Raw genomic sequence first — 23,755 nt, 5'->3', positions numbered from 1 at the left:
ACTGCTAAGCTGAATCAAATCTCCGCCATGTTGGCACGCGAGGAGGTCATATGATTCGTTCGATGCTGTATGCCACTGACCTCGGTCTGTACGCACCGTTAGTGATGCAGCATGCCCTGGCGTTGGCGCGAACGTTCAATGCCGATCTGTACGTGGTGCATGCGGTGGAGCCGATGGGGCTGTTTGCCGAATCGGTGTTGCAGAGCTATCTCGACGAGCAGGCATTGAACGAATTCCACAGTCAGGGTCTGAAAACAGTCATCGCCAATATCGAGCAGCGGGTGCTGGACAGTTTTCGCGAAGAACTGGGGGATGAAGGCGAACAGGATCTGCAGCGCATTCGCGCCGTGCGCGTGCTGCAGGGCGATCCGTCGCAGGTGATTCTCGACCAGGTGCAGAAACTCTCCGTCGATCTGCTGATCGTAGGCAGTCATAGCCATGGGGTGGGCGCGGAAACGCCGTTGGGGCGCACGGCGGCGCGGGTCCTGCAATTGGCCAAGGTGCCGGTTTATCTGGTGCCGTTAGTGGAGCGGCGGCGGCGGGAGGATCGCTAAGGCAGGAATAATGGCGCTTTGATAAAAAAGTTCTAGATTTATTATTCAAACCATTAATATAGTTATATACCGTCGCTGATGCCCGTGGCGTCTACCTGCTTTGAGGGATTCATATGAAGCTTCAACAATTGCGCTACATCTGGGAAGTGGCGCACCACGACCTCAACGTTTCCGCTACAGCCCAAAGCCTTTACACCTCGCAACCGGGCATCAGTAAACAAATCCGCCTGCTGGAAGACGAACTCGGTGTCGAAGTGTTTGCCCGCAGCGGCAAACACCTGACCCGCGTGACCCCGGCCGGCGAGCGCATCATCACCACCGCCGGTGAGATTCTGCGCAAGGTCGAAAGCATCAAGCAGATCGCCCAGGAATTCTCCAACGAGAAGAAAGGCACCCTGTCGATCGCCACCACCCACACCCAGGCACGTTATGCACTGCCGCCGGTGATCAGCAATTTCATCAAGCAATACCCGGACGTGGCGCTGCACATGCACCAGGGTTCGCCGATGCAGATCGCCGAAATGGCCGCTGATGGCACTGTGGATTTTGCCATCGCCACCGAAGCGCTGGAGCTGTTCGGCGATCTGGTGATGATGCCGTGCTACCGCTGGAATCGTTGCGTGGTCGTACCGCAGGGCCATCCGTTGACCAAGTTGCCAAAGCTGACTCTGGAAGCGCTGGCCGAATACCCGATCGTGACTTACGTGTTCGGTTTCACCGGCCGTTCGAAACTCGACGAAGCCTTCAGCCATCGCGGCCTGACGCCGAAAGTGGTGTTCACCGCCGCCGACGCCGACGTGATCAAGACTTACGTGCGTCTGGGTCTGGGCGTGGGCATCGTCGCTAAAATGGCAGTCGACACCAAGCTCGACAACGATCTGGTGGTGCTGGATGCCAGTGAATTGTTCGAATCGAGCGTGACCAAGATCGGTTTCCGTCGCGGTACTTTCCTGCGCGGCTTCATGTGCGACTTCATCGAGAAGTTCGCCCCGCATCTGACTCGGGAAGTCATGGCCAAAGCCATTCAGTGCCACAACAAGCAGGAACTGGAAGAGCTGTTCGACGGCGTCGAGCTACCCGTTCACTGATCAGTTGCCTCAGAGTACCTCGGTGACAGCAAACTGTTGCCGAGTGCCCGCCACCAGAATCTCCACCTCATCACCTTCGCACTTGCCCAGCAGACCTTTGCCCAGCGGCGAGCGCGGAGTGATGACGGTAATCGGCTGACCGACCACATCGACTTTCAGGCCTGCTGCATCCGGCGCCAGAAACAGCCATTGCTCGCGACCCTTTTCGTCCTCCAGGCCGAGCAGGGCACCGACTTCGATACCACGGTTTTCATCGTAGGCCCGCAGCGTCAGGTTCTGGCACAACGCCAAAGACTGACGGATTTCCTCGACCCGTTTTGCTTGCCCGGCTGCCAGATACGACGCTTCCAGACCCAGCGTGTCGTACTTGTTTTCGGCGATGTTTTCTTCGTGCGTCGCGGTTTCGTAAGCGGTTTGCGCGGCGCGTTCGGCGATGTCGAGGTCGATGCGCAGTTTGTCGAGAATCAGTTGGTGGACGATGTGCTTATTCATGATCAATCGCAGAATTGCAAAACGTTGGCGCGGCTTTTCTCGCTCGGGGCCGTCTGATCCTGTTGCAGCCAGAACTGGCATTTCGGATTGGACAGGTTACGCGTGCTGCCGCGTGCCTGATCCAGACGTGCCTGTTGTTCGTTCTTGCGCAGGTTTTCTTCGTACTGCTGGAACTGCGGGCTCGGCGGAGGAATGTCCGGTTGCACCTGCACGACCGGTGGATTGGCCAGTTGCTGCACCGCTTGCGCAACCGGTGCCAATTGCTCCTTGAGCAAAAAGTGCGACAGCAGCCAGCAGGTCAGCGCAATGGCGACAAAGCCCAGCCACATGCCCAGGGCAATGCTGCCGGTCAAATGCAGCGGGCTAAGCTGAACAGGCAACGGGCGACGCGGATTGGGGCGATAGGGCATGGCTGCCTCCTGGCGGATGATTGCGGGCAAGTGGCGATTGTCGCACGAAGATTAATCGCCGTCGGCTCTTCTGCGCGAGGTGATTTATGCGGACAATCGCAGCTTTTGCCAACGGGAGTCTTGAATGCCGCAATTGAAACCCCGCTGGGATATTTTCTGCACGGTGGTCGACAACTTTGGCGACATCGGCGTGACCTGGCGTCTGGCTCGGCAATTGGTGGCTGAGCATGGTTTGGCGGTGCGCTTGTGGGTCGATGATCTGCGCGCCTTCGAACGCATTTGCCCGGCGATTGATATCAACGCCGCACAGCAATCGCAACAAGGCGTTGAAGTGCGGCACTGGCCGGCTGACTGGGTGCACACAGAGGCGGCGGATGTGGTGATTGCAGCGTTCGCTTGTCAGTTGCCCACTGACTACATGGATGCGATGGCTGCGCGCGAGCAGCCGCCACTGTGGATGAACCTCGACTATCTCAGCGCCGAAGACTGGGTGATTGGTTGTCACGGCTTGCCGTCGGTCAAATACAAATCGGTGCAGAAGTTCTTTTTCTTTCCCGGATTCCAGCCAGGCACTGGCGGGCTGTTGCGTGAGCGCGGCTTGCTCGAGCAGCTTCGGCAGTTTCAACAGGATGCCGAAGCTCAACGGCAATTCCTGCAAGGTCTCGGGATCGCTCCTGCGTCTGACGCCCAGCTGATTTCGTTGTTTGCCTACGAGAATGCCGGGCTGGCCAGTTGGCTGGACGTTTTGGCGGCGGACGCTGCGCCGACTCACCTGTTGGTGCCGGAAGGGCGGATTCTTGGCGACGTGGCGCGCTGGCTCGGGGTGGAAGCCCTGACGGTGGGCGAGATCAATGTGCGTCAGTCGTTGACCGTGCAGGTGTTGCCGTTCGTCCGTCAGGATCAATACGACCACTTGCTCTGGTGCTGTGATTTCAACGCGGTGCGTGGTGAGGACTCGTTTGTGCGGGCGCAGTGGGCGGGGCGGCCGATGCTCTGGCACATCTATCAGCAGGACGAAGACATCCATCTGGACAAGCTTGATGCCTTCCTCGCGCTTTACACAAAAGGTCTGTCATCGGCCGCTGCCGAGGCGATGAACGGTCTGTGGCGAGCCTGGAGCGCCGGTCAGCCTATCGGTGAACACTGGCTCGAAGTCCGCAATCATTGGCCAGAACTGCAGGAAAATGCCGAAGCGTGGTGTCTGGAACAAGGCTTGCAGGCCGATCTTGCCGCAGCGCTGGTACAGTTTTACCTAAATTGGATATGATACGCGGCCTAGATTTTTGTAAATCCCATCCAAATTCGGATATTCGCAATGAAAACTGGTAAAGAACTGAAACCCGGTACCGTGATCCGTCTCGAGAACGATCCTTGGCTGGTTCAGAAAGCTGAATTCACCAAGTCGGGCCGTAACAGCGCGATCATGAAGACCAAGCTGAAAAACCTGCTGACCGGTTACAAGACCGAGATCGTTTACAGCGCTGACGACAAACTGGACGACGTAATCCTCGACCGCAAAGAAGCGACCCTGTCCTTCATCAGCGGCGACACCTACACGTTCATGGACACCACTGACTACACCATGTACGAGCTGAACGCTGAAGACATCGAAGCTGTTCTGCCTTTCGTTGAAGAAGGCATGACCGATGTTTGCGAAGCGATCTTCTTCGAAGAGCGTCTGGTTTCCGTAGAGCTGCCGACCACCATCGTGCGCGTAGTTGACTACACCGAAGGTTCGGCTCGTGGCGACACTTCCGGCAAAGTCATGAAGCCTGCCAAGCTGGCCAACGGTACTGAGCTGCAAGTTGCTGACTTCATCGAAATCGGTGACAAGATCGAAATCGACACCCGCGAAGGCGGTTCCTACAAAGGCCGTGCCAAATAAGCACCGCTTTTTACGGAAAGAAAAAGCCCGGCCATTGAGCCGGGCTTTTTTGTGCCTGCGATTTCTCATTAACCACCGACTCCTGTGGGAGCGAGGCTGCTCGCGAATGCGGGGCGTCATTCAATGAAATGTTGACTGACAGGACGCCTTCGCGAGCAGGCTCGCTCTCACAGGGGGTTTGTGTCCGGTTTCAGACGGTGGTGTGCAGACGTACATCGACGTTGCCACGGGTGGCGTTGGAGTACGGGCAAACCTGGTGAGCGGCGTCGACCAGCGCTTGCGCATCGGCTTGTTCCAGGCCTGGCAGGCTGATGTGCAGGTCGATGTCCAGACCGAAACCGCCAGGGATCTGGCCGATACCGACGTGGGCGGTGATCGAGGCGTCGTCAGGGATTTTGCGTTTGGTCTGGCTGGCGACGAATTTCAGTGCGCCGATGAAGCAGGCCGAGTAGCCGGCAGCGAACAGCTGCTCAGGGTTGGTTGCCGCGCCGCCGGCACCGCCGAGTTCTTTCGGAGTGGCGAGCTTGACGTCGAGGATGTTGTCGCTGGAGACCGCACGACCGTCACGGCCGCCAGTGGAGGTTGCGATTGCAGTGTAGAGAGTTTGCATGGTGTGAGCCTCGTTGAGTGTGATTTTGTGCGCTAATTATTTGCGCGCTAAGTAAGTGCCAGATGAATGTATCGCGCGAATATTTAGTGCGCAAGATAAATTTCGAAAAATGTCCCGCTGGACTGATCTGGCTGACTCGTCCATCGGCTGGAAAGATTCGACTTAGAGGGGATGGCGAGACAATGGGAGCGCTGAAAAATAATTTTCAGTCGATGAAATCAAATGTAGGAGTGAGCCTGCTCGCGATAGCGGTGTGCCAGTCAACTCAGAAGTCGACTGAACCACCGCTATCGCGAGCAGGCTCACTCCTACAGGGATTGGTGGGCCTTAAATAAGGCTTTCTTGTAGATGACTGCGCAGCGCCTGCAACTCCGCTTGCAGCTTCTGCAGCCGTTCCAGAGTGAAACCGCTGGCGCCGAGGATGCATTGCGGAACGGTCTGGGCTTTTTCTTTCAGCGCTCGGCCTTGCTCGGTCAGCTCGACAATCACCACCCGCTCATCCTCACGACTGCGGGTGCGGCTGAGCAACCCTTCGCCTTCCAGACGCTTGAGCAGTGGCGTCAGCGAGCCAGGATCGGTCAGCAACCGCGAGCTGATTTCTCCGACCGTCAATCCATCCTTCTCCCACAACACCATCATCGCCAGGTACTGCGGATAGGTCAGGTTCAAGGCTTGCAGCAGCGGTTTGTAGACCTTGGTCATCATCAGCGAAGTGGAATGCAGGGCGAAGCACGCCTGGTTATCCAGCAGCAGGTCGTCGCAGGTGTCGCGTTGGGAAGTCATGTCAAAGCCTTGTTCGGTGATGGTCATGAATCTAGCGCTCGAATCTTTAATGCGCCAGATAATTCTCCGGATCTAATGGCGGCCGAGATCCCGTTGCAGCGCCAGATCCCACGGCGGCACTGGACTGAAACGAGTTTTGAGGTATTCAAGCAACAAGCGGCTGCGCGAGTTGGTTTGCTGTTCCATGCGCAGTGCGTAGATGCCGGTGGATTCCGGGGCCGGCAGACCGTTCTCGCAGAACAGCGGGACCAGTTCACCGCGCAGCAGGTATTCGCTCGCCAGCCAGGTCGGCAAATGCGCAATCCCTAATCCCGCCAAAGCCCCACACACCAGCGCTTCGGCATTGTTGGCGCTCATGCGGATGCGCGCCGGGCGGTGCAAGTGCATCTGGCCTTCCTGCTCGAACCGCCAGGCGAAGGGCGGGGCGAGGCCTTCCCAGTCCAGACCGTCATGCTCGCCAAGTTGCGCCGGACTGCCGGGCACACCCCGGCGTTTGAGATAGTCAGGACTGGCACAGGCTATGCGCACCATGCTCGCCAAAGGCGTCGCCACCAATCGCGTGTCAGCCATTTGCCCGGCACGCAGCACCAGGTCAACCTTGCCCAGGTTCGAGCCGCCCATGTCGACGAAACTGTCGATCAAGTGCAACTGCACATCCAGCCCCGGGTAGAGGACGAGAAAGTCGGCGATCACCGGTGCCAGATGCCGTCGCCCGAACGCGGCGGGGGCGTCGATGCGAATCAAGCCTTCCGGCGCGCTGCTCAAGGACACGGCTTCGGCCCGCGCCAGTTGCAACTCGGCGACAATGCGCCGGGCACGTTCGGCAAACGCCAGACCGGCGGGTGTGGCTCTGACGGCGTGGGTGCTGCGTATAAATAACTGGCTGCCGACGGCGCTTTCCAGGCTGTCGATCCGTCGCGCAACGGCCGAAGGTGTCAGCGGATGACGGCGCGAGGCGGCGGAAAAGCTGCCACTCTCGAGCACATCGAGAAACAGCCCTAATTGTTCAGTCAGTTGGTTGGGGTTCATGAGAATTGACGCTTGTGCGAAATCGGCATAGCCATTGTGCGTTGCTGTGCGTTTCCCCGCCAGCCGCGACTGCGTAGGATGATCAGCCTGACGTGAGAGGAATTCGGCTGTGATGGAGTTTTTGTTGTACCTGTTGTTCGGCGCCGCCCTTGGCACACTGGGCGGCATTTTCGGCATCGGCGGCGGCTTGATCGCCATTCCGTTGCTCGGCGTGTGGTTTGGTCTCGATCAGCAGATTGCCCAAGGCACGGCGCTGGTCATGGTGGTGCCGAACGTGATGCTGGCGCTGTGGCGCTATCACCAGCGCAATCGCATCGAACTGCGGCATGCGTTGCCCTTGGCGGTGATGGGTTTTTGCTTTGCGTGGATCGGTTCGATCTGGGCGGTGGGTATCGATGCGCAAACCATGCGCATCGGTTTTGTCGCTTTCCTGGTGGTGCTCTCGGCGTACAACCTGCTGAAGATGTTCGGCAAGCAACCCGCTGCGACTTCCGAGATGCGCTATTCCTGGCCTTGGCTCGGCGTTCTCGGTGCGGCGTCCGGAACCATGGGCGGCTTGTTCGGTGTCGGCGGTGCCGTGGTGGCAACGCCGGTGCTGACCAGCCTCTTCGGCACCACGCAAGTGGTCGCTCAGGGCTTGTCGCTGGCGCTGGCGTTGCCAAGCACCGGCGTGACCCTGGTGACCTACGCGGTACATCACGAAGTGGACTGGATGATCGGCCTGCCGCTGGCCATCGGCGGTCTGGCGAGCATCAGTTGGGGGGTGAAAGTTGCCCACGCCATGCCGGAAAAGCTTCTGCGCGGGCTGTTCTGCGGTTTCCTGGTGCTGTGTGCGGTGATGCTCGCGTTTAAAGTTTAAAACCTTCGACGATATGCTCGGCCAGGCACTCGGTGATCGGCGACGGATTGTTCAGGTTGCGGATCAGCATGATGCTGGCCTCGGGCAACAGCGGCAGATCTTCGGCGGCGCCGAGAATGCGCATGTCCGGGGTGATCAGGCTTTCCAGTTGCGCGGTGATCGCCAGACCCGCGCTCACCACTGCCATCAACGCCGAGAGGCTGGTGCTGTTATATGCGATGCGGTATTCGCGGCCCATCGCATCCAGTGCGTTACACGCCCACAAGCGGCAGAAACAATCACTGTTGAACATCGCCAGAGGTAGTGGCGTTTGTTCGTGGGCGCTGAAATTCTGCGCCTCGGCCCAGACAAAACGCTCCTTGCGCAGCAACTGACCGATTTCGTTGCCCGGTTCACGGGTGACGATCGACAAATCCAGGTCAGTCCGCTGCAACAGTTGTTTGGTCGATTCGCAATGCACTTCGATCTGGATCAGTGGATAGAACTGCGCAAACCGCGACAGGATCCCCGGCAGAAAACGCATCACGTAGTCATCCGGCGTGCCGATGCGCACGGTGCCGACCATGTGCGGCTCGCGCAAGGTGTTGAACACTTCGCTGTGCAGCTTGAGGATGCGCCGCGCGTATCCGAGCAGCACCTGGCCTTCAGCGGTCAGGCGCACCTGGCGTCCGTCGCGCTCAAACAACTGCCGCTGCAACACGTCTTCTTCCAGACGCTTCATCTGCATGCTCACCGCCGACTGCGTGCGGTTGACCATTTCGCCGGCGCGGGTGAAACCGCCCTGATCGGCAATCGCGACAAAGGTGCGCAGGACATCGGTATCGATACTGGGGTAGGCCGACAATTGATGAATCTCCGTGATGCATGCCATCAGAAACATTCGTTGGATTGATCTTAGCGCCGGCGCGAGACTTGAGCCATCCACAAAGGAGGCAACACGATGAAAGGTCAAAGAGAGTATGTAGACGACGCAAAATTTTCCGGCCACGGCCATCTCGTTTCCGACCTGCTGCACAAGTTTAGCCGCTGGTACGAATTGCACCGTGAACGCGAGCTGCTTGCCAGTCTGAGCGACGAAGCGTTGAAAGACATCGGCGTCAGTCGTGCCGACGTTGAACACGAGTCCGTGCGGCCGTTCTGGGATGATCCGATGCATAAATGACCCGCTGCATAAATGATGAGCAGAACGCTACACAAACCCTCTTCCAGTGAGGTAGGTTGCGAGCAGACAAGGAGATGCTCATGCCCGCGACTCTGGCCTTTTCCCTCAAACAGGCGCGACGACTGGCGCTGGCTGCCCAAGGGTTCAACGGGCGCCAGCCGCCGACCGTCAAGGCGCCACACGTCAACCGGCTGATCGAAAGGCTGGGTTTGCTGCAAATCGACTCCGTCAACGCCGTGGTGCGCTCGCACTACCTGCCGCTGTTTTCCCGTCTCGGCTCCTATTCTTCCGATTTGCTCGACCAGGCTGCCTGGAGTTCGGGGCGACGTCGCACGTTGTTCGAATACTGGGGACACGAAGCCTCGTTGCTGCCGATGTCGATGTATCCGTTGCTGGGCTGGCGCATGCAGCGGGCCAGGCGTGGCGAGGATATTTATCAGCAACTGGCCAGATTCGGTCGCGAGCAGCAGGACGTGGTGCGTCGGGTCTTGAATTCGGTGCAAGAGCAGGGCGCGTTGGGCGCCGGCAGCCTTTCAACCCGTGCAGACAAGGCCGGACCGTGGTGGGACTGGAGCGCGGAAAAACATGCGCTGGAGTGGCTGTTCGCGGCGGGTGAAGTGACGGTGGCGGGGCGGCGTGGTTTTGAGCGTTTGTATGATTTGCCGGAGCGGGTGATCCCTTCATCGATCCTGCAGCAGGCGTTGCCTGATGAAGCCGAAGCGCAACGTGGCCTGCTATTGCACGCGGCACAGGCCTTGGGTGTCGGTACTGAAAAAGACCTGCGTGATTACTTTCGCCTGAATCCGGCGGATGCGCGGCCACGTCTCGCGGAACTGGTCGAAGCCGGGCAATTGCAGATGTGCGAGGTCGCCGGTTGGCGGCAAATCGCCTATTGCCTGCCGGAGCCGAGCGTCCCGCGCAAGGTCATGGCCAGTGCGCTGCTGTCGCCCTTTGATTCGTTGATCTGGGAGCGTAGCCGGACTGAGCGCTTGTTCGATTTTCGCTATCGGCTGGAGATTTATACGCCACAGGACAAGCGAGTCTACGGCTATTACGTGTTGCCCTTCTTGCACAACGAGAGGATCGCCGCACGGGTCGATTTGCGCGCCGAACGGGCGGCGGGGCAGTTGGCAGTGCATGCGCTGCACGAGGAAGCGCCGGGGCTGGATGAGCAGGGGATGCTGGCGCTGGCGGAGAATCTGCGGCGGATGGCGGATTGGTTGGGGCTGGCGCGGGTGCAGTTGAATTGTCAGCGCGAGAGTGCGGCGCGGTTGCGGGTGGCAATGGCGCAGGTCGGCTGACTGAGTTGGCCCCTTCGCGAGCAAGCTCGCTCCCACAGGGGATATGCGAACGACACAAATCCAGTGTGGGAGCGAGCTTGCTCGCGAAGGAGGCGACGCGGTCTAGCGGCGAACCTGCTTCAGGGTTTCAGCAATCAAAAACGCCAACTCCAGCGACTGATCAGCATTCATCCGTGGATCACAGTGCGTGTGATAGCGATCCGACAAGCCATCTTCAGTAATCGGCCGCGCACCACCGATGCACTCGGTGACATTCTGCCCGGTCATCTCGATGTGAATGCCGCCGGCATAACTGCCTTCCGCCTCGTGCACCTGGAAGAACTGTTTAACCTCGCCAAGGATCTGCGCAAAGTCGCGGGTCTTGTAGCCGCTGCTGGCCTTGATGGTGTTGCCGTGCATCGGGTCGGAACTCCACAGCACTTGCTTGCCTTCGCGCTGCACCGCGCGGATCAGCGCCGGCAGGTGATCGCCCACCTTGTTCGCGCCCATCCGCGCAATCAGGTTGAGGCGCCCCGGATCGTTGTCCGGGTTGAGCACGTCGATCAGGCGGATCAGGTCATCGGGATCCATGCTTGGGCCAACTTTGACGCCGATCGGGTTGTTCACCCCGCGCAGGAATTCGACGTGCGCGCCGTCGAGCTGACGGGTGCGGTCGCCGATCCACAGCATGTGCGCCGAGCAATCGTAGTAATCGTTGGTCAGGCTGTCGCGGCGCACGAAGGCTTCTTCGTAGTTCAGCAGCAGCGCTTCGTGGGCGGTGAAGAAACTGGTTTCGCGCAGTTGCGGCGAGCTGTCCATGCCGCAGGCGCGCATGAACGCCAGGGTTTCATCGATGCGGTCGGCGAGGTGACTGTATTTTTCTGCCAGCGCCGAGTTGGCGATGAAATCGAGGTTCCACTTGTGCACTTGGTGCAGGTCGGCAAAACCGCCCTGAGCAAACGCGCGCAGCAGGTTCAGGGTCGCGGTGGACTGGTGATAGGACTGCAGCAGGCGCTCTGGATCCGGCACGCGGCTCTTTTCGTCGAAGCCGATGCCGTTGACGATGTCGCCCCGGTAAGCCGGCAGCGTCACGCCGTCGATGGTCTCGTCGTTGGCCGAGCGCGGTTTGGCAAACTGACCGGCCATGCGCCCGACCTTGACCACCGGGCAGCCTGCGGCGAAGGTCATGACGATCGCCATTTGCAGTAACACTTTGAACGTGTCGCGAATCTTCGCAGCGGAGAATTCGGCAAAGCTTTCCGCGCAATCGCCGCCCTGCAGCAGGAATGCCCGGCCCTGGGTGACTTCGGCAAACTGGCGGCGCAGTTCGCGCGCTTCGCCGGCAAACACCAGTGGCGGATAACTGGCTAGCGTCTGCTCGACCTGGCGCAGATGCGCCGCGTCAGGATATTGGGGTTGTTGCTGGATCGGCAGGGCGCGCCAGCTATCAGGACTCCACGGTTGGCTCATCACGGTCTCTAATTGGTTCTACGCACGGGAAGCCCATGGTAGCAGCAATTAGTACGTGACCTGCTCCCGCCCCATCGCCGACAATCGCCGCTTTGCCACGGCGCCACAGCGGTGCCATCGCGTCACCGCGCCCGGTGACCATCAGGAGACGAAATGACTGAGGAGCGCGTCGAGCATCTGCTCGCCGAAGTACAGGATGAGTTCGGCGTGATTCGCGTGCTGGAAGTGGCCGATTACCGCTTTCTCGAGTTCGGCGATGCGATCGAGCAGAGCTGCGTGTTCACCGCCGACCCGAGCTGGCTCGAATACGATTACACCCGCGCGATGCTGATCGGCGCGTTGTGCCACGAGCAGCCGGAGAGCGCGCTGTTTCTCGGGCTCGGCGCCGGTACATTGACCCAGGCCTGCCTCAAGTTTCTGCCGCTGGAAGATGTCGAAGCCATTGAACTGCGTCCGGATGTGCCGCGCCTGGCCATCGAATACCTTGGCCTGGACGATGATCCGCGGCTGTACATCCGTGTTGGCGATGCGCTGGAGTTACTGCCGACGGCTGAGCCGGCGGACCTGATTTTTGTCGACCTGTATACCGATGTCGGTCCGGGCGTCGGGCATCTGGCCTGGAGTTTTCTCGGCGACTGCCAGAAGCGTCTGAATCCGGGTGGTTGGCTGGTGATCAACCAGTGGGCCACCGATGACGGCAAGCCGTTGGGTGCGGCGTTGTTGCGCGGGCTGTATCACCGGCATTACTGGGAATTGCCGGTGAAGGAGGGCAACGTGATTCTGATTGTGCCGGCGGACCTCGATCAGGAGCTGGACATGCAGGCACTGACGGCCCGGGCTGAAGCGCTGGCGCCGCGGTTGGGGTATTCGTTGCAGTCGTTGATCAACAGTATTCGCCCGGCGACCTGAGTCGTCAGTGATGGCCTCTTCGCGAGCAGGCTCGCTCCCACATTGGAATGCATTTTCCCTGTGAGCGAGCCTGCTCGCGAAGAGGATCTGATAACCAGCAAATATTTCAGATCCCTTTGAAGACTCCAGGCCGCCGCTCCACCAGCGACCGCACCCCTTCCTTGGCATCCTCACTCGCCAACAATTTCTTCACCAACGCCGGTAACCCTTGCGCGGCCGCTGTCTCACCTTCATACCGCGCCTGCCGCGCCGACATCAACGTCGCCTGCACCCCCAACGGCGCCTGCCGCGCAATCCGCTCAGCCAATTCAATCGCCCGCGGCAGCAGGTCTTCGCTGGCCATGACTTCCTGCACCAACCCCAGGTGCAACGCCTCGTGCGCATCAAACTCATCGCCGGTCAGCAGCCAGCGCATCGCGTTGCCCCAACCGGCGATCTGCTGAAAACGTAAAGTCGCACCACCAAAAGGAAAGATCCCACGCTGCACTTCCATCTGCGCGAAGCGGGTATTGCTCGCACACAGGTTTATATCGGCTGCCAGCATCAGCTCGATGCCGATGGTCAGGCAATAACCCTGCGCGGCGACTATCACTGGTTTGCTCACCCGTGGGCCGACGAAAACGCCCCACGGATCGCAACCGCCGGTCGGAACCTGCCAGCCCTGGGCGAGGGCGGAACTGGCGTTGACCAGATCCAGGCCAGCGGTAAAGTGCTCGCCATGCCCGAACACCACCGCCACCCGCGCTTCGCTGTCGGCCTCGAACTCGCCGTAGGCCAAGCTCAGCTCGTTGAGCAGGTCGAGGTCGAAAGCATTGCGCTTGGCCGCTCGATCCAGGCCAATCAGATGGACGTGACCACGACGTTCACGGCTGACGCGGCCGGGGCAGGGCTGATTCATGGGTAGATCCTCGGGCGGGAAGGGCGGGTGCAGCGACGGTATGCCGCACATCAGTGAATCGTTTAAGCGTCATCGCCCGCAGGGCCGGGCCTTTGAAAAATAGACCTTCGCGCGATTATCCGCAAAACCCCGTTACACAGCGGTGACACGCTCATTCAGGCAATAAAAAAAGCTCCCTTTTTGGGCAAAATCCGGTATAGTGCGCGCCGGCCTTTAACCGGGCCGCGTTTAGGTAGCGCATTTCCCGAAGTCAGCTTCGGCTGCACGTCCGCATTGCGGGCTCTTCCCGGACGATTCTTTTTTTCATTCATTCGTTTTCGCAAATCCCCGCCGACAAAGCTGCCAGGGCGACTCTTGAGTCTCAACACGGCATGCGCAGCTTTGGAGCATGGGTCTTTGCGGATGCACTTAGAGGCAGACCCATGACCCAGGAAACCGGCGGATTCGCCGCTTTTAATCTTAACCCGAATATTCTTGCAGCCGTCGCAGCGACTGGCTACGAAGAGCCTTCGGCGATTCAGCAGCAATCGATCCCGATCATCATGGCCGGCCAGGACATGATTGGTCAGGCGCAAACCGGTACCGGTAAAACCGCCGCGTTCGCACTGCCTATTCTGCACCGCATCGATCCTGCCAAGCGCGAACCGCAAGCCCTGATCCTGGCGCCAACTCGTGAGTTGGCGCTGCAAGTAGCAACCGCTTTTGAAACCTACGCCAAGCAAATGCCGGGCGTTACCGTTGTGGCCGTTTACGGCGGCGCGCCTATGGGCCCGCAACTGAAAGCAATCCGTAATGGCGCACAGATCGTTGTCGCCACTCCGGGCCGTCTGTGCGACCACCTGCGTCGCGACGAAAAAGTTCTGTCGACCGTGAACCACCTGGTTCTCGACGAAGCTGACGAAATGTTGAAACTGGGCTTCATGGATGACCTGGAAGTCATCTTCAAGGCTCTGCCAGCGACCCGTCAGACCGTTTTGTTCTCGGCTACCCTGCCGCAGTCGATCCGCGCCATTGCCGAACGCCATCTGCGCGATCCGCAACACGTGAAGATCCAGACCAAGACCCAGACCGTTACCGCGATCGAACAGGCTCACCTGTTGGTTCACGCTGACCAGAAGACTTCGGCCGTTCTCAGCTTGCTGGAAGTGGAAGATTTCGACGCTCTGATCATGTTCGTACGCACCAAGCAAGCGACCCTGGATCTGGCCAGCGCCCTCGACGCCAAAGGCTACAAAGCCGCGGCGCTGAACGGTGACATCGCCCAGAACCAGCGTGAGCGCGTTATTGACTCGCTGAAAGATGGCCGTCTGGACATCGTTGTCGCGACCGACGTAGCTGCTCGTGGTCTGGACGTTCCGCGCATCACTCACGTGTTCAACGTTGACATGCCGTACGACCCAGAGTCCTACGTTCACCGTATCGGCCGTACTGGCCGTGCCGGTCGCGAAGGTCGTGCACTGCTGCTGGTGACTCCACGTGAGCGCCGCATGCTGCAAGTGATCGAGCGTGTAACCGGCCAGAAAGTTGCTGAAGTACGCCTGCCGGACGCTCAAGCCGTTCTCGATGCGCGCATCAAGAAACTGACCAACAGCCTGTCGCCGCTGGTCGCTGATGCCGAATCGACCCACGGTGAGCTGCTCGATCGTCTGACTGCAGACATCGGCTGCACCCCGCGTGCTCTGGCTGCTGCGCTGCTGCGCAAAGCTACCAACGGTCAAGCGCTGAACCTGGCGGCGATCGAGAAGGAACGTCCACTGGTGCCGAACAACGCACCGCGTGGCGACCGTCCTGAGCGCACTGGTGATCGTCCTGATCGTGGTGACCGCGAGCGTCGCGCGCCAATGCCTTTGGGCGAAGGCCGTGCTCGTTGCCGTACCGCGCTGGGTGCGCGTGACGGTATCGCTGCGAAAAACCTGCTGGGCGCCATCCTCAACGAAGGCGGTCTGGCCCGTGAAGCGATCGGTCGCATCCAGGTGCGTGACAGCTTCAGCCTCGTCGAGCTGCCGGAAGATGGTCTGGACAAACTCCTGACCAAACTGAAGGACACTCGCGTTGCTGGCAAGCAGTTGAAGCTGCGTCGCTATCGCGAAGATTGATCCGCCCTTGGGCTGATTGATCGAACATAAAAAATCCCCGACTGGTTCGGGGATTTTTTTTGCCTGTTTTTTGCCTTTGTGGGAGCGAGCCGGCTCGCGAAGGCATCAACCGAAGCGGTAAATATCCATGCCCAGCGCACCCATTGTGAATCCCTTGTGCGCCACGCTGAACTCACCCCCCGCACCCCGGGCAAAATACAACGGCAACAAATGCTCATCACTCGGATGACTGCGCACCGCATGCGGCGCCTGCTGACGATAATCGTGCAGCGCTGCCTCATCGTCGGCCGCGAGCTTATCGATCACCCAGTCACGGAAATCCCGCGCCCAGGGCTCAACGCTTTCCGGGCCGGCGTGCCAGTCCAGTTCGCGCAGGTTGTGCGTGATGCTGCCGGAGCCGATCAGCAAAATGCCCTGATCACGCAGACTCGCCAGTGCCCGGCCGACTCGGGTTTGCAGCGCCGGGCCGCCACGGCTCGGCAGAGAGATTTGCACCACCGGGATATCCGCCTGCGGATACATCAGCGACAACGGCACCCAGACGCCATGATCGAACGGGCGTTGCGGGTCGAGACGGGCAGGCAGGTTGTTGGCAGTCAGTAGATCAGCCACCTCAGCAGCCAGTTGCGGATTACCCGGTGCCGGATACTGCACTTCAAACAGCGCCCGGGGAAAGCCGCCGAAGTCGTGCCAGGTTTCCGGTTGCGCATGGCTGCTGACCAGCAGTTCCTGGCTTTCCCAGTGCGCGGAGACGATAACGATGGCTTTGGGTTTCGGCAATTCGGCGGCCAGACGAGCCAGAGCCGGGCCACTGGCGCCGGGCTCCAGGGCCAGCATGGGTGAACCATGGGAAATGAACAAGCTGGGCAACATGATGGGTTCCTGAGCGTTAAGATGGCTTCATCTTCAGTCAGATCATTGATCTAAATCTAATATAAGTTTTAACGCTTTTTGATCGAATTATTGGGAGTGATGCATGCAGCCTGAGTTTTGGCACAAGAAGTGGGCTTCGGGGCAGATTGGTTTCCATCTGCCTGAGGTAAACCCGTATCTGCAGCGGCACTGGGCGGTACCGGCAGCGGCGCGAGTGCTCGTGCCTTTGTGTGGGAAAAGTCTGGATCTGGCGTGGCTGGCCGGACGCGGTCATCAGGTGCTCGGGGTCGAACTGTCGGAAAAGGCTATCGAGGACTTTTTCAGTGAACATCAGGTGCAGCCGCAGATTAGCCAGAAGGGCGCGTTCAAGGTTTATCGCGGTGAAGCCATCGAGCTGTGGTGCGGTGACTTTTTTGCGCTAACGGCGAGCGATGTGGCCGATTGCGCCGCGTTGTACGACCGCGCCGCGCTGATTGCCTTGCCGGCGACGATGCGTGAGCGGTATGCGGCGCATCTTCAGCAGATTCTGCCGCAGGGTGTGCACGGGTTGTTGATTACGCTGGACTACGATCAGGCGCAGATGCCGGGGCCGCCGTTTGCGGTGGGGGATGATGAGGTGCAGCGGTTGCTGAGTGGTGCCTGGCAGGTGCAGATGCTGGAAGAGCAGGATGTGCTGGGGGAGAGCGGGAAGTTCCTTCAGGCTGGCGTGACGCGGCTGGAGGAGCGGGTCTACCGGGTTTCTTCCCGATAGTTTGTTGGCGCCGTTACGGGCCTCTTTGCGAGCAAGCTCGCTCCCACAGTGATTTGTGCTATGTCACAGATCGCCTAAACACCGCAGAACCCTGTGGGAGCGAGCTTGCTCGCGAAAGGGCCGGCACTGTCGGCGCACACTCCAAAGATGTAAAAAAGGCCCGCATCACTGCGGGCCTTTTTCATTGTTACACCGGTCGGATCAACCGCGACGACGCAGGGCGTCGATACGCTCTTCCAGCGGCGGGTGGCTCATGAACATGCGGGCAAAGCCCTGTTTGATACCACCGTTGATGCCAAAGGCGTTAAGGGTGTCCGGCATGTGCACCGGCAGGCCCTGTTCGGCGCGCAGGCGTTGCAGTGCGCCGATCATTGCGCTGGTACCGGCCAGGCGGGCGCCGGCTTCGTCGGCACGGAATTCGCGCTTGCGCGAGAACCACATGACGATCGCACTGGCGAGAATGCCCAGTACCAGTTCGGCAAAAATGGTCGCCACGTAGTAGGCGATGCCTTGGCCTTCTTCGTTCTTGAAGATCACTTTGTCGACGAAGTTGCCGATGATCCGCGCAAAGAACATCACGAAGGTGTTCACCACGCCCTGGATCAGCGCCAGGGTGACCATGTCGCCGTTGGCGACGTGGCCGATTTCGTGGGCCAGCACGGCTTTCACTTCATCGGGTGAGAAGCGCTCGAGCAAGCCCTGGCTGACCGCGACCAACGCGTCGTTCTTGTTCCAGCCGGTGGCGAAGGCGTTTGCTTCGTAGGCCGGGAAAATACCGACTTCGGGCATCTTGATCCCGGCTTCGCGGGACAGTTGCTCGACAGTTTGCAGCAGCCATTGCTCATGCCGGGTACGTGGCTGGCTGATGATCTGGGTGCCAGTGCTCATCTTCGCCATCCACTTGGAGATGAACAGCGAGAACAGCGAGCCGGCGAAACCAAAGACTGCACAGAAAACCAGCAGCTGACTAAGGTCGAGATCAACCCCGTTGGCCGCCATGAACCCGTTGAAGCCGAAAAGGCTCAGGGTGATGCTGGCTATCAGCACGACCGCCAGGTTAGTGGCCAAAAACAGCAGGATGCGCATCATGGTTGTAGAAATCTCCTCAAGCTAAAGATGTAGCGTACTGCGGGGTATATAAGGTGCTGCACCGGGCTATTCAACTGAGTGACTATTTCAAACTGTGTCCTACAGCGGATTCTTCGGTGCCCGGCACATTTCCCACGACAGATAACGATAGGGATGACGGCCAGCCGCGACCCGTCGCCATTAAGCTGGACGCAGGTAAACGGTACGAATCGCAAGTGTAGAAGGCGTGCGCGGACGCGGAACGCAGAAGTGTTGCTGAATCAGACAGTGCGCAACGTTTGGCCGTTGCGCACTGCTGGCCAGTTACTGGCGGTAGGACTTGAGGAAGTTGCCGATACGGCCGATGGCCATTTCCAGATCGTCGACGCGGGGCAGGGTGACCACGCGGAAGTGATCCGGCCACGGCCAGTTGAACGCCGTGCCCTGTACCACCAGCAGCTTCTCGGAGAGCAGCAGGTCGAGGACGAACTTCTCGTCGTTATGGATCGGGCAGACTTTCGGGTCGATCTTCGGGAACGCATACAGCGCGCCCATCGGCTTGACGCAGCTCACGCCAGGAATGTCGTTAAGCAATTCCCAGGTGCGGTTACGCTGTTCCAGCAGACGACCCTGCGGCAGCACCAGGTCGTTGATGCTCTGATAGCCGCCCAAAGCGGTCTGGATCGCATGCTGGCTCGGCACGTTGGCGCACAGGCGCATGTTGGCCAGCATGTCGATGCCTTCGATGTAGCTCTGCGCGTTGTGCTTCGGCCCGGAAATGGCGATCCAGCCGGAGCGGAAACCCGCCACACGGTAGGACTTCGACAGACCGTTGAAGGTCAGGCACAGCAAGTCCGGGGCTAGCGACGCGGTGCAGATGTGCACGGCATCGTCGTACAGAATCTTGTCGTAGATCTCGTCGGAGAACACCACCAGGTTGTGCGCGCGGGCGATTTCCAGCATGCCCAGCAACACTTCCTTCGAATACACCGCGCCGGTCGGGTTGTTCGGGTTGATGATCACCATCGCTTTGGTGTTCGGGGTGATCTTGGCCTTGATGTCGGCCAGATCCGGGAACCAGTCGGCGCCTTCGTCGCACAAGTAATGTACGGCGTTACCGCCGGCGAGGCTGACGGCGGCAGTCCACAACGGGTAGTCCGGGGCGGGCACCAGCACTTCGTCGCCGTTGTTGAGCAGCGCCTGCAACGACATCACGATCAGTTCGGATACGCCGTTACCCAGATAGATGTCTTCGATGCCGACACCTTCAACATTCTTCTGCTGGTAGTACTGCATCACCGCTTTACGCGCGCTGAACAGACCTTTGGAGTCGCTGTAGCCTTGCGCGGTCGGCAGGTTGCGGATCACATCCTGAAGAATTTCGTCCGGCGCTTCGAAACCAAACGGCGCCGGGTTGCCGATGTTCAGCTTGAGGATGCGCTGGCCTTCCTCTTCCAGTCGTTTGGCGTGCTTGAGCACCGGGCCGCGAATGTCGTAGCAGACGTTGGCGAGCTTGTTCGATTTGCTGAACTGCATGGCGATGTGATCCCGAAAATGAACGATCCAGGCGGCGGATGGACAACCGTACTGGGATTCCTGCGTCTTCACACAGGCGGACGTCTTGAGCCGTGGCTCCCATAATCCGTTTGAATGCGCCCGGTCTGGCTGCCAGACTGGTGCGTGACGAGGCGCAATCATACGTGCCGCCCGATCCGTGGAAAAGGTACAGATCGGGCTTTTTCAGCCGCTGAGGTGTGATGATGGAAAAGTTGGAAAAAACCCTGGAAGAATGGCGGGCGATGCTCGACCCTGAGCAGTACAACGTTTGTCGTCTGAGCGCGACCGAGCGCCCGTTCTCCGGTAAATACAACGACACCAAGACCGATGGTATCTACCACTGCGTCTGCTGCAACGAGCCGCTGTTCGACTCCAAGACCAAATTCGACTCCGGCTGCGGCTGGCCGAGCTTCTACGCGCCAATCGGCGAAAGCGCGATGACTGAAATCCGTGACATCAGTCACGGCATGATCCGTACGGAAGTGAAGTGCGCGCGCTGCGATGCGCATCTGGGTCATGTGTTCCCGGACGGCCCGCCGCCGACTGGTTTGCGTTATTGCATCAATTCGGTTTGCCTGGATCTGGTTCCACGCGCATAAACGAATGAAGGCGACCTTCGGGTCGCCTTATTATTCGATAATTAAATTGCACACAATTTAATTGCTCGCTATGTTTGATCTTTCTTGACTGTCTGCGGAGCCCGACGCCATGAGCGACAACCTGTTGAACATTCCGTGCACCACCATCAAGGGGGAGCAAAAGACCCTCGCCGATTTCGCCGGTAAAGCGGTTTTAGTGGTCAACACCGCGAGCAAATGCGGTTTCACTCCACAGTACAAAGGCCTCGAAGAACTGTGGCAGACCTACAAGGATCAGGGCCTGGTGGTTCTGGGCTTTCCGTGCAATCAGTTCGGCAAGCAGGAGCCGGGTAACGAAGGGGCGATCAGTGAGTTCTGCGAGCTGAACTTCGGCGTCAGCTTCCCGCTGTTCAAGAAGATCGACGTTAACGGTGGAGACGCGCATCCGCTGTTCGTGCAGCTGAAAAAACGCGCGCCGGGCCTGCTTGGCTCCCAGGGCATCAAGTGGAACTTCACCAAGTTCCTGATTGGCAAGGACGGAAAACTGGTCAAGCGTTTTGCCCCGACCACCAAGCCGCAGGAGCTGAGCGGCGAGATCGAAGCCCTGCTCAAATGAACAGCTTGCCGGTCGATTCGCTGAAGCTCGACAACCAGTTGTGCTTCAAGCTGTACGCCGCCTCTCGGGCGGTGATTCGTGCCTACAAACCGATGCTCGATCAGCTCGGCCTGACGTACCCGCAATACCTGGCGATGCTGGTGTTGTGGGAATGGCAGGACGCTGCGCCGGAGCAACCGACGGTCAAGGCGTTGGGCGAGCGTCTGGCACTGGACTCGGGCACGCTGACGCCATTGCTCAAGCGTCTGGAACAGTTGCAATGGGTACAGCGCCAGCGTTCAACGCGTGACGAGCGCGAAGTGCACCTGAGTCTGACGCCGGCGGGGCAAGCCTTGCGCGAGCAGGTCGGGCCGCTCAAGGCCCGATTGCTGTGCGACAGCGGGGTGGATCTGGACCGTCTCAATGAGTTGCGTGACGGCCTCGATCACTTGCTGGGGCAGATCAAAGCGCTGTCGTAGTCGGGATCCACTGATCGAGCAGCGCCGCCAGCTCTTCACGGCGAAACGGCTTGGCCAGATAGTCGCTCATGCCGGCTGCGCGACAGCGTTCGCGTTCTTCGGACATGGCGTTGGCGGTCAGAGCGACGATGGGCAGGCTCGGCCAGCGCCCGCTTTGACGGATCTGTCGGCTGGCTTCGTAGCCATCCATCACGGGCATGTTGCAGTCCATCAGCACCAGATCGAATTCGTGATACTCCAACTGATCCAGCGCTTCGGCACCGTGGGCGGCGACGATGACCTCGCAGCCCAGTTTGCCGAGCATGCCTTTGGCCACCAGTTGATTGACCGGGTTGTCCTCGACCAGCAACACCCGCCCGCGCCGCACCGAGGGAGACGTTTCGAGCTGCGCATCGTTAACGGCGACCACGTCCGGTTGCAGGGTACGTCGCAGGTTCTGGTAGAGCGCATTACGCGCCAATGGTCGGGCCTGTTGCTGCAGAGGCGCGAGTGCGGCGGCTTCTTCGCTGGGCAGGAAACTGCCGTAGGCGGTTACCAGCAAAATCGGCGCCCCAAGCGTCGGGCGCAAACCGAACAGGCACTCCGGACAATCGGTGATCACCACGTCCGGCGTCAGGCCCAGCAGTGAGTCATCGATGGTGCGCTGCTCATATGTAAGTCCCCACACCGGCAGCAGGCTCTGCAACAGTTCCGCCAGTCCACTGCTGGCAGCGGTGATGGCGAGGATTTTTCCGTGCAGCGGCGCCGGAACCAGTGCGCGGGTATGACACGGCAATGGCAGCTCGGCACAGAACTGACTGCCGAACCCGGTTTCGGAACTGATGGTCAGACGCCCCTGCATGGCTTCGCAGAGGTTATACGTCAGCGCCAGACCCAGCCCGGTGCCGCCATATTGTCGAGTGATACCGGCGCCCGCCTGAGTGAACGGCTGGAAGATTTTCAGCTGCGCGTCCTGGGCGATACCGATGCCGGTGTCGCAGACCTCGATGCGCACGCCATCCTTGTAGGTCGACAAGCGCACATCGACCCGGCCGAAGCGGGTGAATTTCAGCGCGTTGGACAGCAGGTTGCTGACGATCTGCCGCACGCGAGTCGGATCGCCCAGCACCAGTGCCGGGAAGTGCGGGTCGATCAGGCAGGTCAGTTCGACGCTCGGCGCGGCATTCTGCGACAGCAGGTTGGCGGTGTCTTCGATCAATGAGCCAAGATCGAACGGGATGTGCTCAAGCTCCAGTTGCCCGGCATCGAACTTCGACAGGTCGAGAATATCGTTGAGCAATTCGACCAGCACCTTGCCCGAGTCGTGGGCGATCGACAGTTGTTGCTGCTGTTCGGCATTCAACGGACCGTCGAGTGACAGCGCGATCATTCCCAGCAGGCCGTTGAGCGGCGTGCGGATCTCATGGCTCATGTTGGCGAGGAACGCCGAGCGGGCCTCGGCCATTTCCAGGGCGGTGCTGCGGGCGACTTCGAGTTCCTGATTGGACTGGCTCAGCCGTGCGTTGATCGCCTTGAGTTCAGCGGTGCGCGCCGAGACGATGTTTTCCAGTTGTCCGAGGTAGTCGGTCAGACGGTTTTCGGCGTTGCGTCGCTGCTGGATCTCGGTGGCAATGTTCTCGAATTGCTGATTGGCGACTTTGACCAGCACGCCGATTTCATCGTTGCCGTGGCCGGACGGGCACTCCAGCGTGGTCGGCTCGGCGCTGCGCGGGTCGCGCCCGCTGAGTTCGCGGATGACCCGCACCAGTGGTTTGGTCAACATCACATAGAACAGCGCCAACAGGATGCCGGTGAGAATCAGGCTGCGGGCGAAGCCATTGAGCAGGGTCACCTCGGCGCGGCGCAGGAAGCGACTGCCGAAGGCATAGGTGTCGACCTCAAGGCTTAACACGCCCAGCGATTCATTGGGCAGATGATCCAGATACAGACGGTCTTCGAACTGGCGTTTGGCGCCAAACAGGAAGTCGCTGATGACCCGATAGCCGCTTTGCAGTTCCGGGCGTTTGACGCTGGCCAGCACCGTATTGTTGTTGTCGATCAGTTGCGCAGAAATGATTGCCGGCGAGCGCAACAGGCCCAGGGTCAGTTCCTGCGCCAGTTCGGCGTCGATGTTGTAGGCGATCCGTGAGGCCGGGTTATGGCTGATTTCCAGCAAAGACAGGATTTCACGGTTGATGGAGGCGTCTTCACTGGCATAATCGATGCCGATTTGCAGCAGGCTGAGCAGCGTGCCCAGAATGAACCCGACCAGCACGGTAAGCCTGGCTTGCTTGTAAGACAGCCGGTGGGTGAATTTGATATCCATGGGGTGTTGAACCACTTCCGTTTC

General features: G+C 59.7%; 25 protein-coding genes. 13 read left to right on the top strand and 12 right to left on the bottom strand.

Annotation, left to right across the window (positions count from 1 at the left end):
• The first annotated feature begins 50 nt into the window (after positions 1-50).
• Positions 51-554 (top strand): universal stress protein, encoded by a 504-nt coding sequence (locus AB4O11_RS28755; protein WP_016985500.1) that lies wholly within the window; start codon positions 51-53, stop codon positions 552-554.
• A 113-nt stretch (positions 555-667) separates the two neighbouring features.
• On the top strand, positions 668-1,642 hold the full coding sequence (cysB, locus tag AB4O11_RS28750) for an HTH-type transcriptional regulator CysB (protein WP_003183769.1): 975 nt from the start codon (positions 668-670) through the stop codon (positions 1,640-1,642).
• 9 nt (positions 1,643-1,651) lie between these two features.
• Here cysB and AB4O11_RS28745 read toward each other — a convergent pair whose 3' ends face one another.
• Both AB4O11_RS28745 and AB4O11_RS28740 read right to left on the bottom strand, forming a co-directional pair.
• Positions 1,652-2,134 (bottom strand): GreA/GreB family elongation factor, encoded by a 483-nt coding sequence (locus tag AB4O11_RS28745; protein WP_034155245.1) that lies wholly within the window; start codon positions 2,132-2,134, stop codon positions 1,652-1,654.
• 2 nt (positions 2,135-2,136) lie between these two features.
• The gene (locus tag AB4O11_RS28740) at positions 2,137-2,544 is read right to left on the bottom strand and encodes a hypothetical protein (protein WP_460129699.1); all 408 of its coding nucleotides are present in this window, start codon (positions 2,542-2,544) and stop codon (positions 2,137-2,139) included.
• A 124-nt stretch (positions 2,545-2,668) separates the two neighbouring features.
• Here AB4O11_RS28740 and earP point away from each other — a divergent pair, with 124 nt between their 5' ends.
• Positions 2,669-3,811: an elongation factor P maturation arginine rhamnosyltransferase EarP gene (earP, locus tag AB4O11_RS28735; RefSeq protein ID WP_460129697.1), complete on the top strand. Its 1,143-nt coding sequence runs from the start codon at positions 2,669-2,671 to the stop codon at positions 3,809-3,811.
• A gap of 48 nt (positions 3,812-3,859) precedes the next feature.
• Positions 3,860-4,429, top strand: coding sequence for an elongation factor P (locus tag AB4O11_RS28730; RefSeq protein WP_007908599.1), 570 nt, complete (start codon positions 3,860-3,862; stop codon positions 4,427-4,429).
• Positions 4,430-4,619: 190 nt separating this feature from the next.
• On the opposite strand, the gene AB4O11_RS28725 is transcribed toward AB4O11_RS28730, so the two are convergent.
• The 3 genes from AB4O11_RS28725 to AB4O11_RS28715 all read right to left on the bottom strand — a co-directional run bounded on the left by AB4O11_RS28725 (position 4,620) and on the right by AB4O11_RS28715 (position 6,851).
• Complete coding sequence (locus tag AB4O11_RS28725) at positions 4,620-5,039, bottom strand: organic hydroperoxide resistance protein (protein ID WP_093435168.1); 420 nt, start codon at positions 5,037-5,039, stop codon at positions 4,620-4,622.
• 327 nt (positions 5,040-5,366) lie between these two features.
• Complete coding sequence (locus AB4O11_RS28720; RefSeq protein ID WP_177413141.1) at positions 5,367-5,822, bottom strand: MarR family winged helix-turn-helix transcriptional regulator; 456 nt, start codon at positions 5,820-5,822, stop codon at positions 5,367-5,369.
• A gap of 72 nt (positions 5,823-5,894) precedes the next feature.
• Positions 5,895-6,851, bottom strand: coding sequence for a LysR family transcriptional regulator (locus AB4O11_RS28715; RefSeq protein ID WP_257355721.1), 957 nt, complete (start codon positions 6,849-6,851; stop codon positions 5,895-5,897).
• 109 nt (positions 6,852-6,960) lie between these two features.
• Between AB4O11_RS28715 and AB4O11_RS28710 the strand changes: the two genes are divergently transcribed.
• Positions 6,961-7,710: a sulfite exporter TauE/SafE family protein gene (locus AB4O11_RS28710; RefSeq protein ID WP_175553567.1), complete on the top strand. Its 750-nt coding sequence runs from the start codon at positions 6,961-6,963 to the stop codon at positions 7,708-7,710.
• Here the strand turns inward: AB4O11_RS28710 and AB4O11_RS28705 are convergent.
• Positions 7,700-8,554, bottom strand: coding sequence for a LysR substrate-binding domain-containing protein (locus tag AB4O11_RS28705; RefSeq protein ID WP_007908606.1), 855 nt, complete (start codon positions 8,552-8,554; stop codon positions 7,700-7,702). The two genes, AB4O11_RS28710 and AB4O11_RS28705, sit on opposite strands and share 11 nt — an antisense overlap.
• A gap of 96 nt (positions 8,555-8,650) precedes the next feature.
• Here AB4O11_RS28705 and AB4O11_RS28700 point away from each other — a divergent pair, with 96 nt between their 5' ends.
• Positions 8,651-8,872, top strand: a complete 222-nt coding sequence (locus tag AB4O11_RS28700) for a DUF1127 domain-containing protein (RefSeq protein ID WP_093435156.1) — start codon at positions 8,651-8,653, stop codon at positions 8,870-8,872.
• 80 nt (positions 8,873-8,952) lie between these two features.
• On the top strand, positions 8,953-10,173 hold the full coding sequence (locus AB4O11_RS28695) for a winged helix-turn-helix domain-containing protein (protein WP_460129694.1): 1,221 nt from the start codon (positions 8,953-8,955) through the stop codon (positions 10,171-10,173).
• 102 nt (positions 10,174-10,275) lie between these two features.
• Here AB4O11_RS28695 and AB4O11_RS28690 read toward each other — a convergent pair whose 3' ends face one another.
• A complete protein-coding gene (locus AB4O11_RS28690; RefSeq protein WP_077573929.1) occupies positions 10,276-11,622 on the bottom strand; it encodes a class II 3-deoxy-7-phosphoheptulonate synthase in 1,347 nt (448 codons plus the stop codon).
• Positions 11,623-11,775: 153 nt separating this feature from the next.
• Between AB4O11_RS28690 and AB4O11_RS28685 the strand changes: the two genes are divergently transcribed.
• On the top strand, positions 11,776-12,531 hold the full coding sequence (locus AB4O11_RS28685; protein WP_095125136.1) for a spermidine synthase: 756 nt from the start codon (positions 11,776-11,778) through the stop codon (positions 12,529-12,531).
• Between the two features lie 106 nt (positions 12,532-12,637).
• Here AB4O11_RS28685 and AB4O11_RS28680 read toward each other — a convergent pair whose 3' ends face one another.
• A complete protein-coding gene (locus AB4O11_RS28680; RefSeq protein ID WP_093435147.1) occupies positions 12,638-13,429 on the bottom strand; it encodes a crotonase/enoyl-CoA hydratase family protein in 792 nt (263 codons plus the stop codon).
• A gap of 422 nt (positions 13,430-13,851) precedes the next feature.
• Here AB4O11_RS28680 and AB4O11_RS28675 point away from each other — a divergent pair, with 422 nt between their 5' ends.
• A complete protein-coding gene (locus tag AB4O11_RS28675) occupies positions 13,852-15,525 on the top strand; it encodes a DEAD/DEAH box helicase (protein WP_008088238.1) in 1,674 nt (557 codons plus the stop codon).
• A 105-nt stretch (positions 15,526-15,630) separates the two neighbouring features.
• On the opposite strand, the gene AB4O11_RS28670 is transcribed toward AB4O11_RS28675, so the two are convergent.
• Entirely contained in the window at positions 15,631-16,398 is a 768-nt protein-coding gene (locus AB4O11_RS28670; protein WP_093435145.1) for a DODA-type extradiol aromatic ring-opening family dioxygenase, read from the bottom strand.
• A gap of 103 nt (positions 16,399-16,501) precedes the next feature.
• Between AB4O11_RS28670 and AB4O11_RS28665 the strand changes: the two genes are divergently transcribed.
• Positions 16,502-17,149, top strand: coding sequence for a thiopurine S-methyltransferase (locus tag AB4O11_RS28665; protein WP_460096503.1), 648 nt, complete (start codon positions 16,502-16,504; stop codon positions 17,147-17,149).
• A gap of 201 nt (positions 17,150-17,350) precedes the next feature.
• Here AB4O11_RS28665 and htpX read toward each other — a convergent pair whose 3' ends face one another.
• A complete protein-coding gene (gene htpX, locus AB4O11_RS28660; RefSeq protein ID WP_007908619.1) occupies positions 17,351-18,238 on the bottom strand; it encodes a protease HtpX in 888 nt (295 codons plus the stop codon).
• A gap of 303 nt (positions 18,239-18,541) precedes the next feature.
• Entirely contained in the window at positions 18,542-19,753 is a 1,212-nt protein-coding gene (locus AB4O11_RS28655) for a pyridoxal phosphate-dependent aminotransferase (protein ID WP_007908620.1), read from the bottom strand.
• A gap of 224 nt (positions 19,754-19,977) precedes the next feature.
• On the opposite strand from AB4O11_RS28655, the gene msrB reads away from it, so the two are divergent.
• The 3 genes from msrB to AB4O11_RS28640 all read left to right on the top strand — a co-directional run bounded on the left by msrB (position 19,978) and on the right by AB4O11_RS28640 (position 21,426).
• Positions 19,978-20,373, top strand: coding sequence for a peptide-methionine (R)-S-oxide reductase MsrB (gene msrB / locus AB4O11_RS28650; RefSeq protein WP_093435141.1), 396 nt, complete (start codon positions 19,978-19,980; stop codon positions 20,371-20,373).
• Positions 20,374-20,482: 109 nt separating this feature from the next.
• Positions 20,483-20,968, top strand: a complete 486-nt coding sequence (locus tag AB4O11_RS28645) for a glutathione peroxidase (protein WP_016985485.1) — start codon at positions 20,483-20,485, stop codon at positions 20,966-20,968.
• Positions 20,965-21,426 (top strand): MarR family winged helix-turn-helix transcriptional regulator, encoded by a 462-nt coding sequence (locus tag AB4O11_RS28640; protein ID WP_116256540.1) that lies wholly within the window; start codon positions 20,965-20,967, stop codon positions 21,424-21,426. The genes AB4O11_RS28645 and AB4O11_RS28640 overlap by 4 nt, the downstream gene beginning before the upstream one ends.
• Here the strand turns inward: AB4O11_RS28640 and AB4O11_RS28635 are convergent.
• Positions 21,410-23,731 carry a hybrid sensor histidine kinase/response regulator gene (locus tag AB4O11_RS28635; RefSeq protein ID WP_093435137.1) on the bottom strand — a complete coding sequence of 774 codons (2,322 nt, stop codon included), beginning with the start codon at positions 23,729-23,731 and terminating at the stop codon, positions 21,410-21,412. The two genes, AB4O11_RS28640 and AB4O11_RS28635, sit on opposite strands and share 17 nt — an antisense overlap.
• Positions 23,732-23,755 lie beyond the last annotated feature (24 nt).

It is taken from the genome of Pseudomonas sp. H1_D05 (assembly GCF_054682705.1).
The sequence above is the reverse complement of the archived record's forward strand: the minus strand, read 5'-3'. Positions and strand labels throughout refer to the sequence as shown.

Bases quoted from the DNA above. Each gene is read 5' to 3' on its own strand.
- AB4O11_RS28685 (WP_095125136.1), top strand. From the start codon at position 11,776: ATGACTGAGGAGCGCGTCGAGCATCTGCTCGCCGAAGTACAGGATGAG.
- cysB (WP_003183769.1), top strand. From the start codon at position 668: ATGAAGCTTCAACAATTGCGCTACATCTGGGAAGTGGCGCACCACGAC.
- AB4O11_RS28755 (WP_016985500.1), top strand. From the start codon at position 51: ATGATTCGTTCGATGCTGTATGCCACTGACCTCGGTCTGTACGCACCG.
- AB4O11_RS28655 (WP_007908620.1), bottom strand. From the start codon at position 19,753: ATGCAGTTCAGCAAATCGAACAAGCTCGCCAACGTCTGCTACGACATT.
- AB4O11_RS28675 (WP_008088238.1), top strand. From the start codon at position 13,852: ATGACCCAGGAAACCGGCGGATTCGCCGCTTTTAATCTTAACCCGAAT.
- AB4O11_RS28665 (WP_460096503.1), top strand. From the start codon at position 16,502: ATGCAGCCTGAGTTTTGGCACAAGAAGTGGGCTTCGGGGCAGATTGGT.
- htpX (WP_007908619.1), bottom strand. From the start codon at position 18,238: ATGATGCGCATCCTGCTGTTTTTGGCCACTAACCTGGCGGTCGTGCTG.
- AB4O11_RS28725 (WP_093435168.1), bottom strand. From the start codon at position 5,039: ATGCAAACTCTCTACACTGCAATCGCAACCTCCACTGGCGGCCGTGAC.
- AB4O11_RS28640 (WP_116256540.1), top strand. From the start codon at position 20,965: ATGAACAGCTTGCCGGTCGATTCGCTGAAGCTCGACAACCAGTTGTGC.
- msrB (WP_093435141.1), top strand. From the start codon at position 19,978: ATGGAAAAGTTGGAAAAAACCCTGGAAGAATGGCGGGCGATGCTCGAC.
- AB4O11_RS28670 (WP_093435145.1), bottom strand. From the start codon at position 16,398: ATGTTGCCCAGCTTGTTCATTTCCCATGGTTCACCCATGCTGGCCCTG.
- AB4O11_RS28695 (WP_460129694.1), top strand. From the start codon at position 8,953: ATGCCCGCGACTCTGGCCTTTTCCCTCAAACAGGCGCGACGACTGGCG.
- AB4O11_RS28700 (WP_093435156.1), top strand. From the start codon at position 8,651: ATGAAAGGTCAAAGAGAGTATGTAGACGACGCAAAATTTTCCGGCCAC.
- AB4O11_RS28635 (WP_093435137.1), bottom strand. From the start codon at position 23,731: ATGGATATCAAATTCACCCACCGGCTGTCTTACAAGCAAGCCAGGCTT.
- AB4O11_RS28680 (WP_093435147.1), bottom strand. From the start codon at position 13,429: ATGAATCAGCCCTGCCCCGGCCGCGTCAGCCGTGAACGTCGTGGTCAC.
- AB4O11_RS28745 (WP_034155245.1), bottom strand. From the start codon at position 2,134: ATGAATAAGCACATCGTCCACCAACTGATTCTCGACAAACTGCGCATC.
- AB4O11_RS28730 (WP_007908599.1), top strand. From the start codon at position 3,860: ATGAAAACTGGTAAAGAACTGAAACCCGGTACCGTGATCCGTCTCGAG.
- earP (WP_460129697.1), top strand. From the start codon at position 2,669: ATGCCGCAATTGAAACCCCGCTGGGATATTTTCTGCACGGTGGTCGAC.
- AB4O11_RS28720 (WP_177413141.1), bottom strand. From the start codon at position 5,822: ATGACTTCCCAACGCGACACCTGCGACGACCTGCTGCTGGATAACCAG.
- AB4O11_RS28645 (WP_016985485.1), top strand. From the start codon at position 20,483: ATGAGCGACAACCTGTTGAACATTCCGTGCACCACCATCAAGGGGGAG.
- AB4O11_RS28740 (WP_460129699.1), bottom strand. From the start codon at position 2,544: ATGCCCTATCGCCCCAATCCGCGTCGCCCGTTGCCTGTTCAGCTTAGC.
- AB4O11_RS28690 (WP_077573929.1), bottom strand. From the start codon at position 11,622: ATGAGCCAACCGTGGAGTCCTGATAGCTGGCGCGCCCTGCCGATCCAG.
- AB4O11_RS28715 (WP_257355721.1), bottom strand. From the start codon at position 6,851: ATGAACCCCAACCAACTGACTGAACAATTAGGGCTGTTTCTCGATGTG.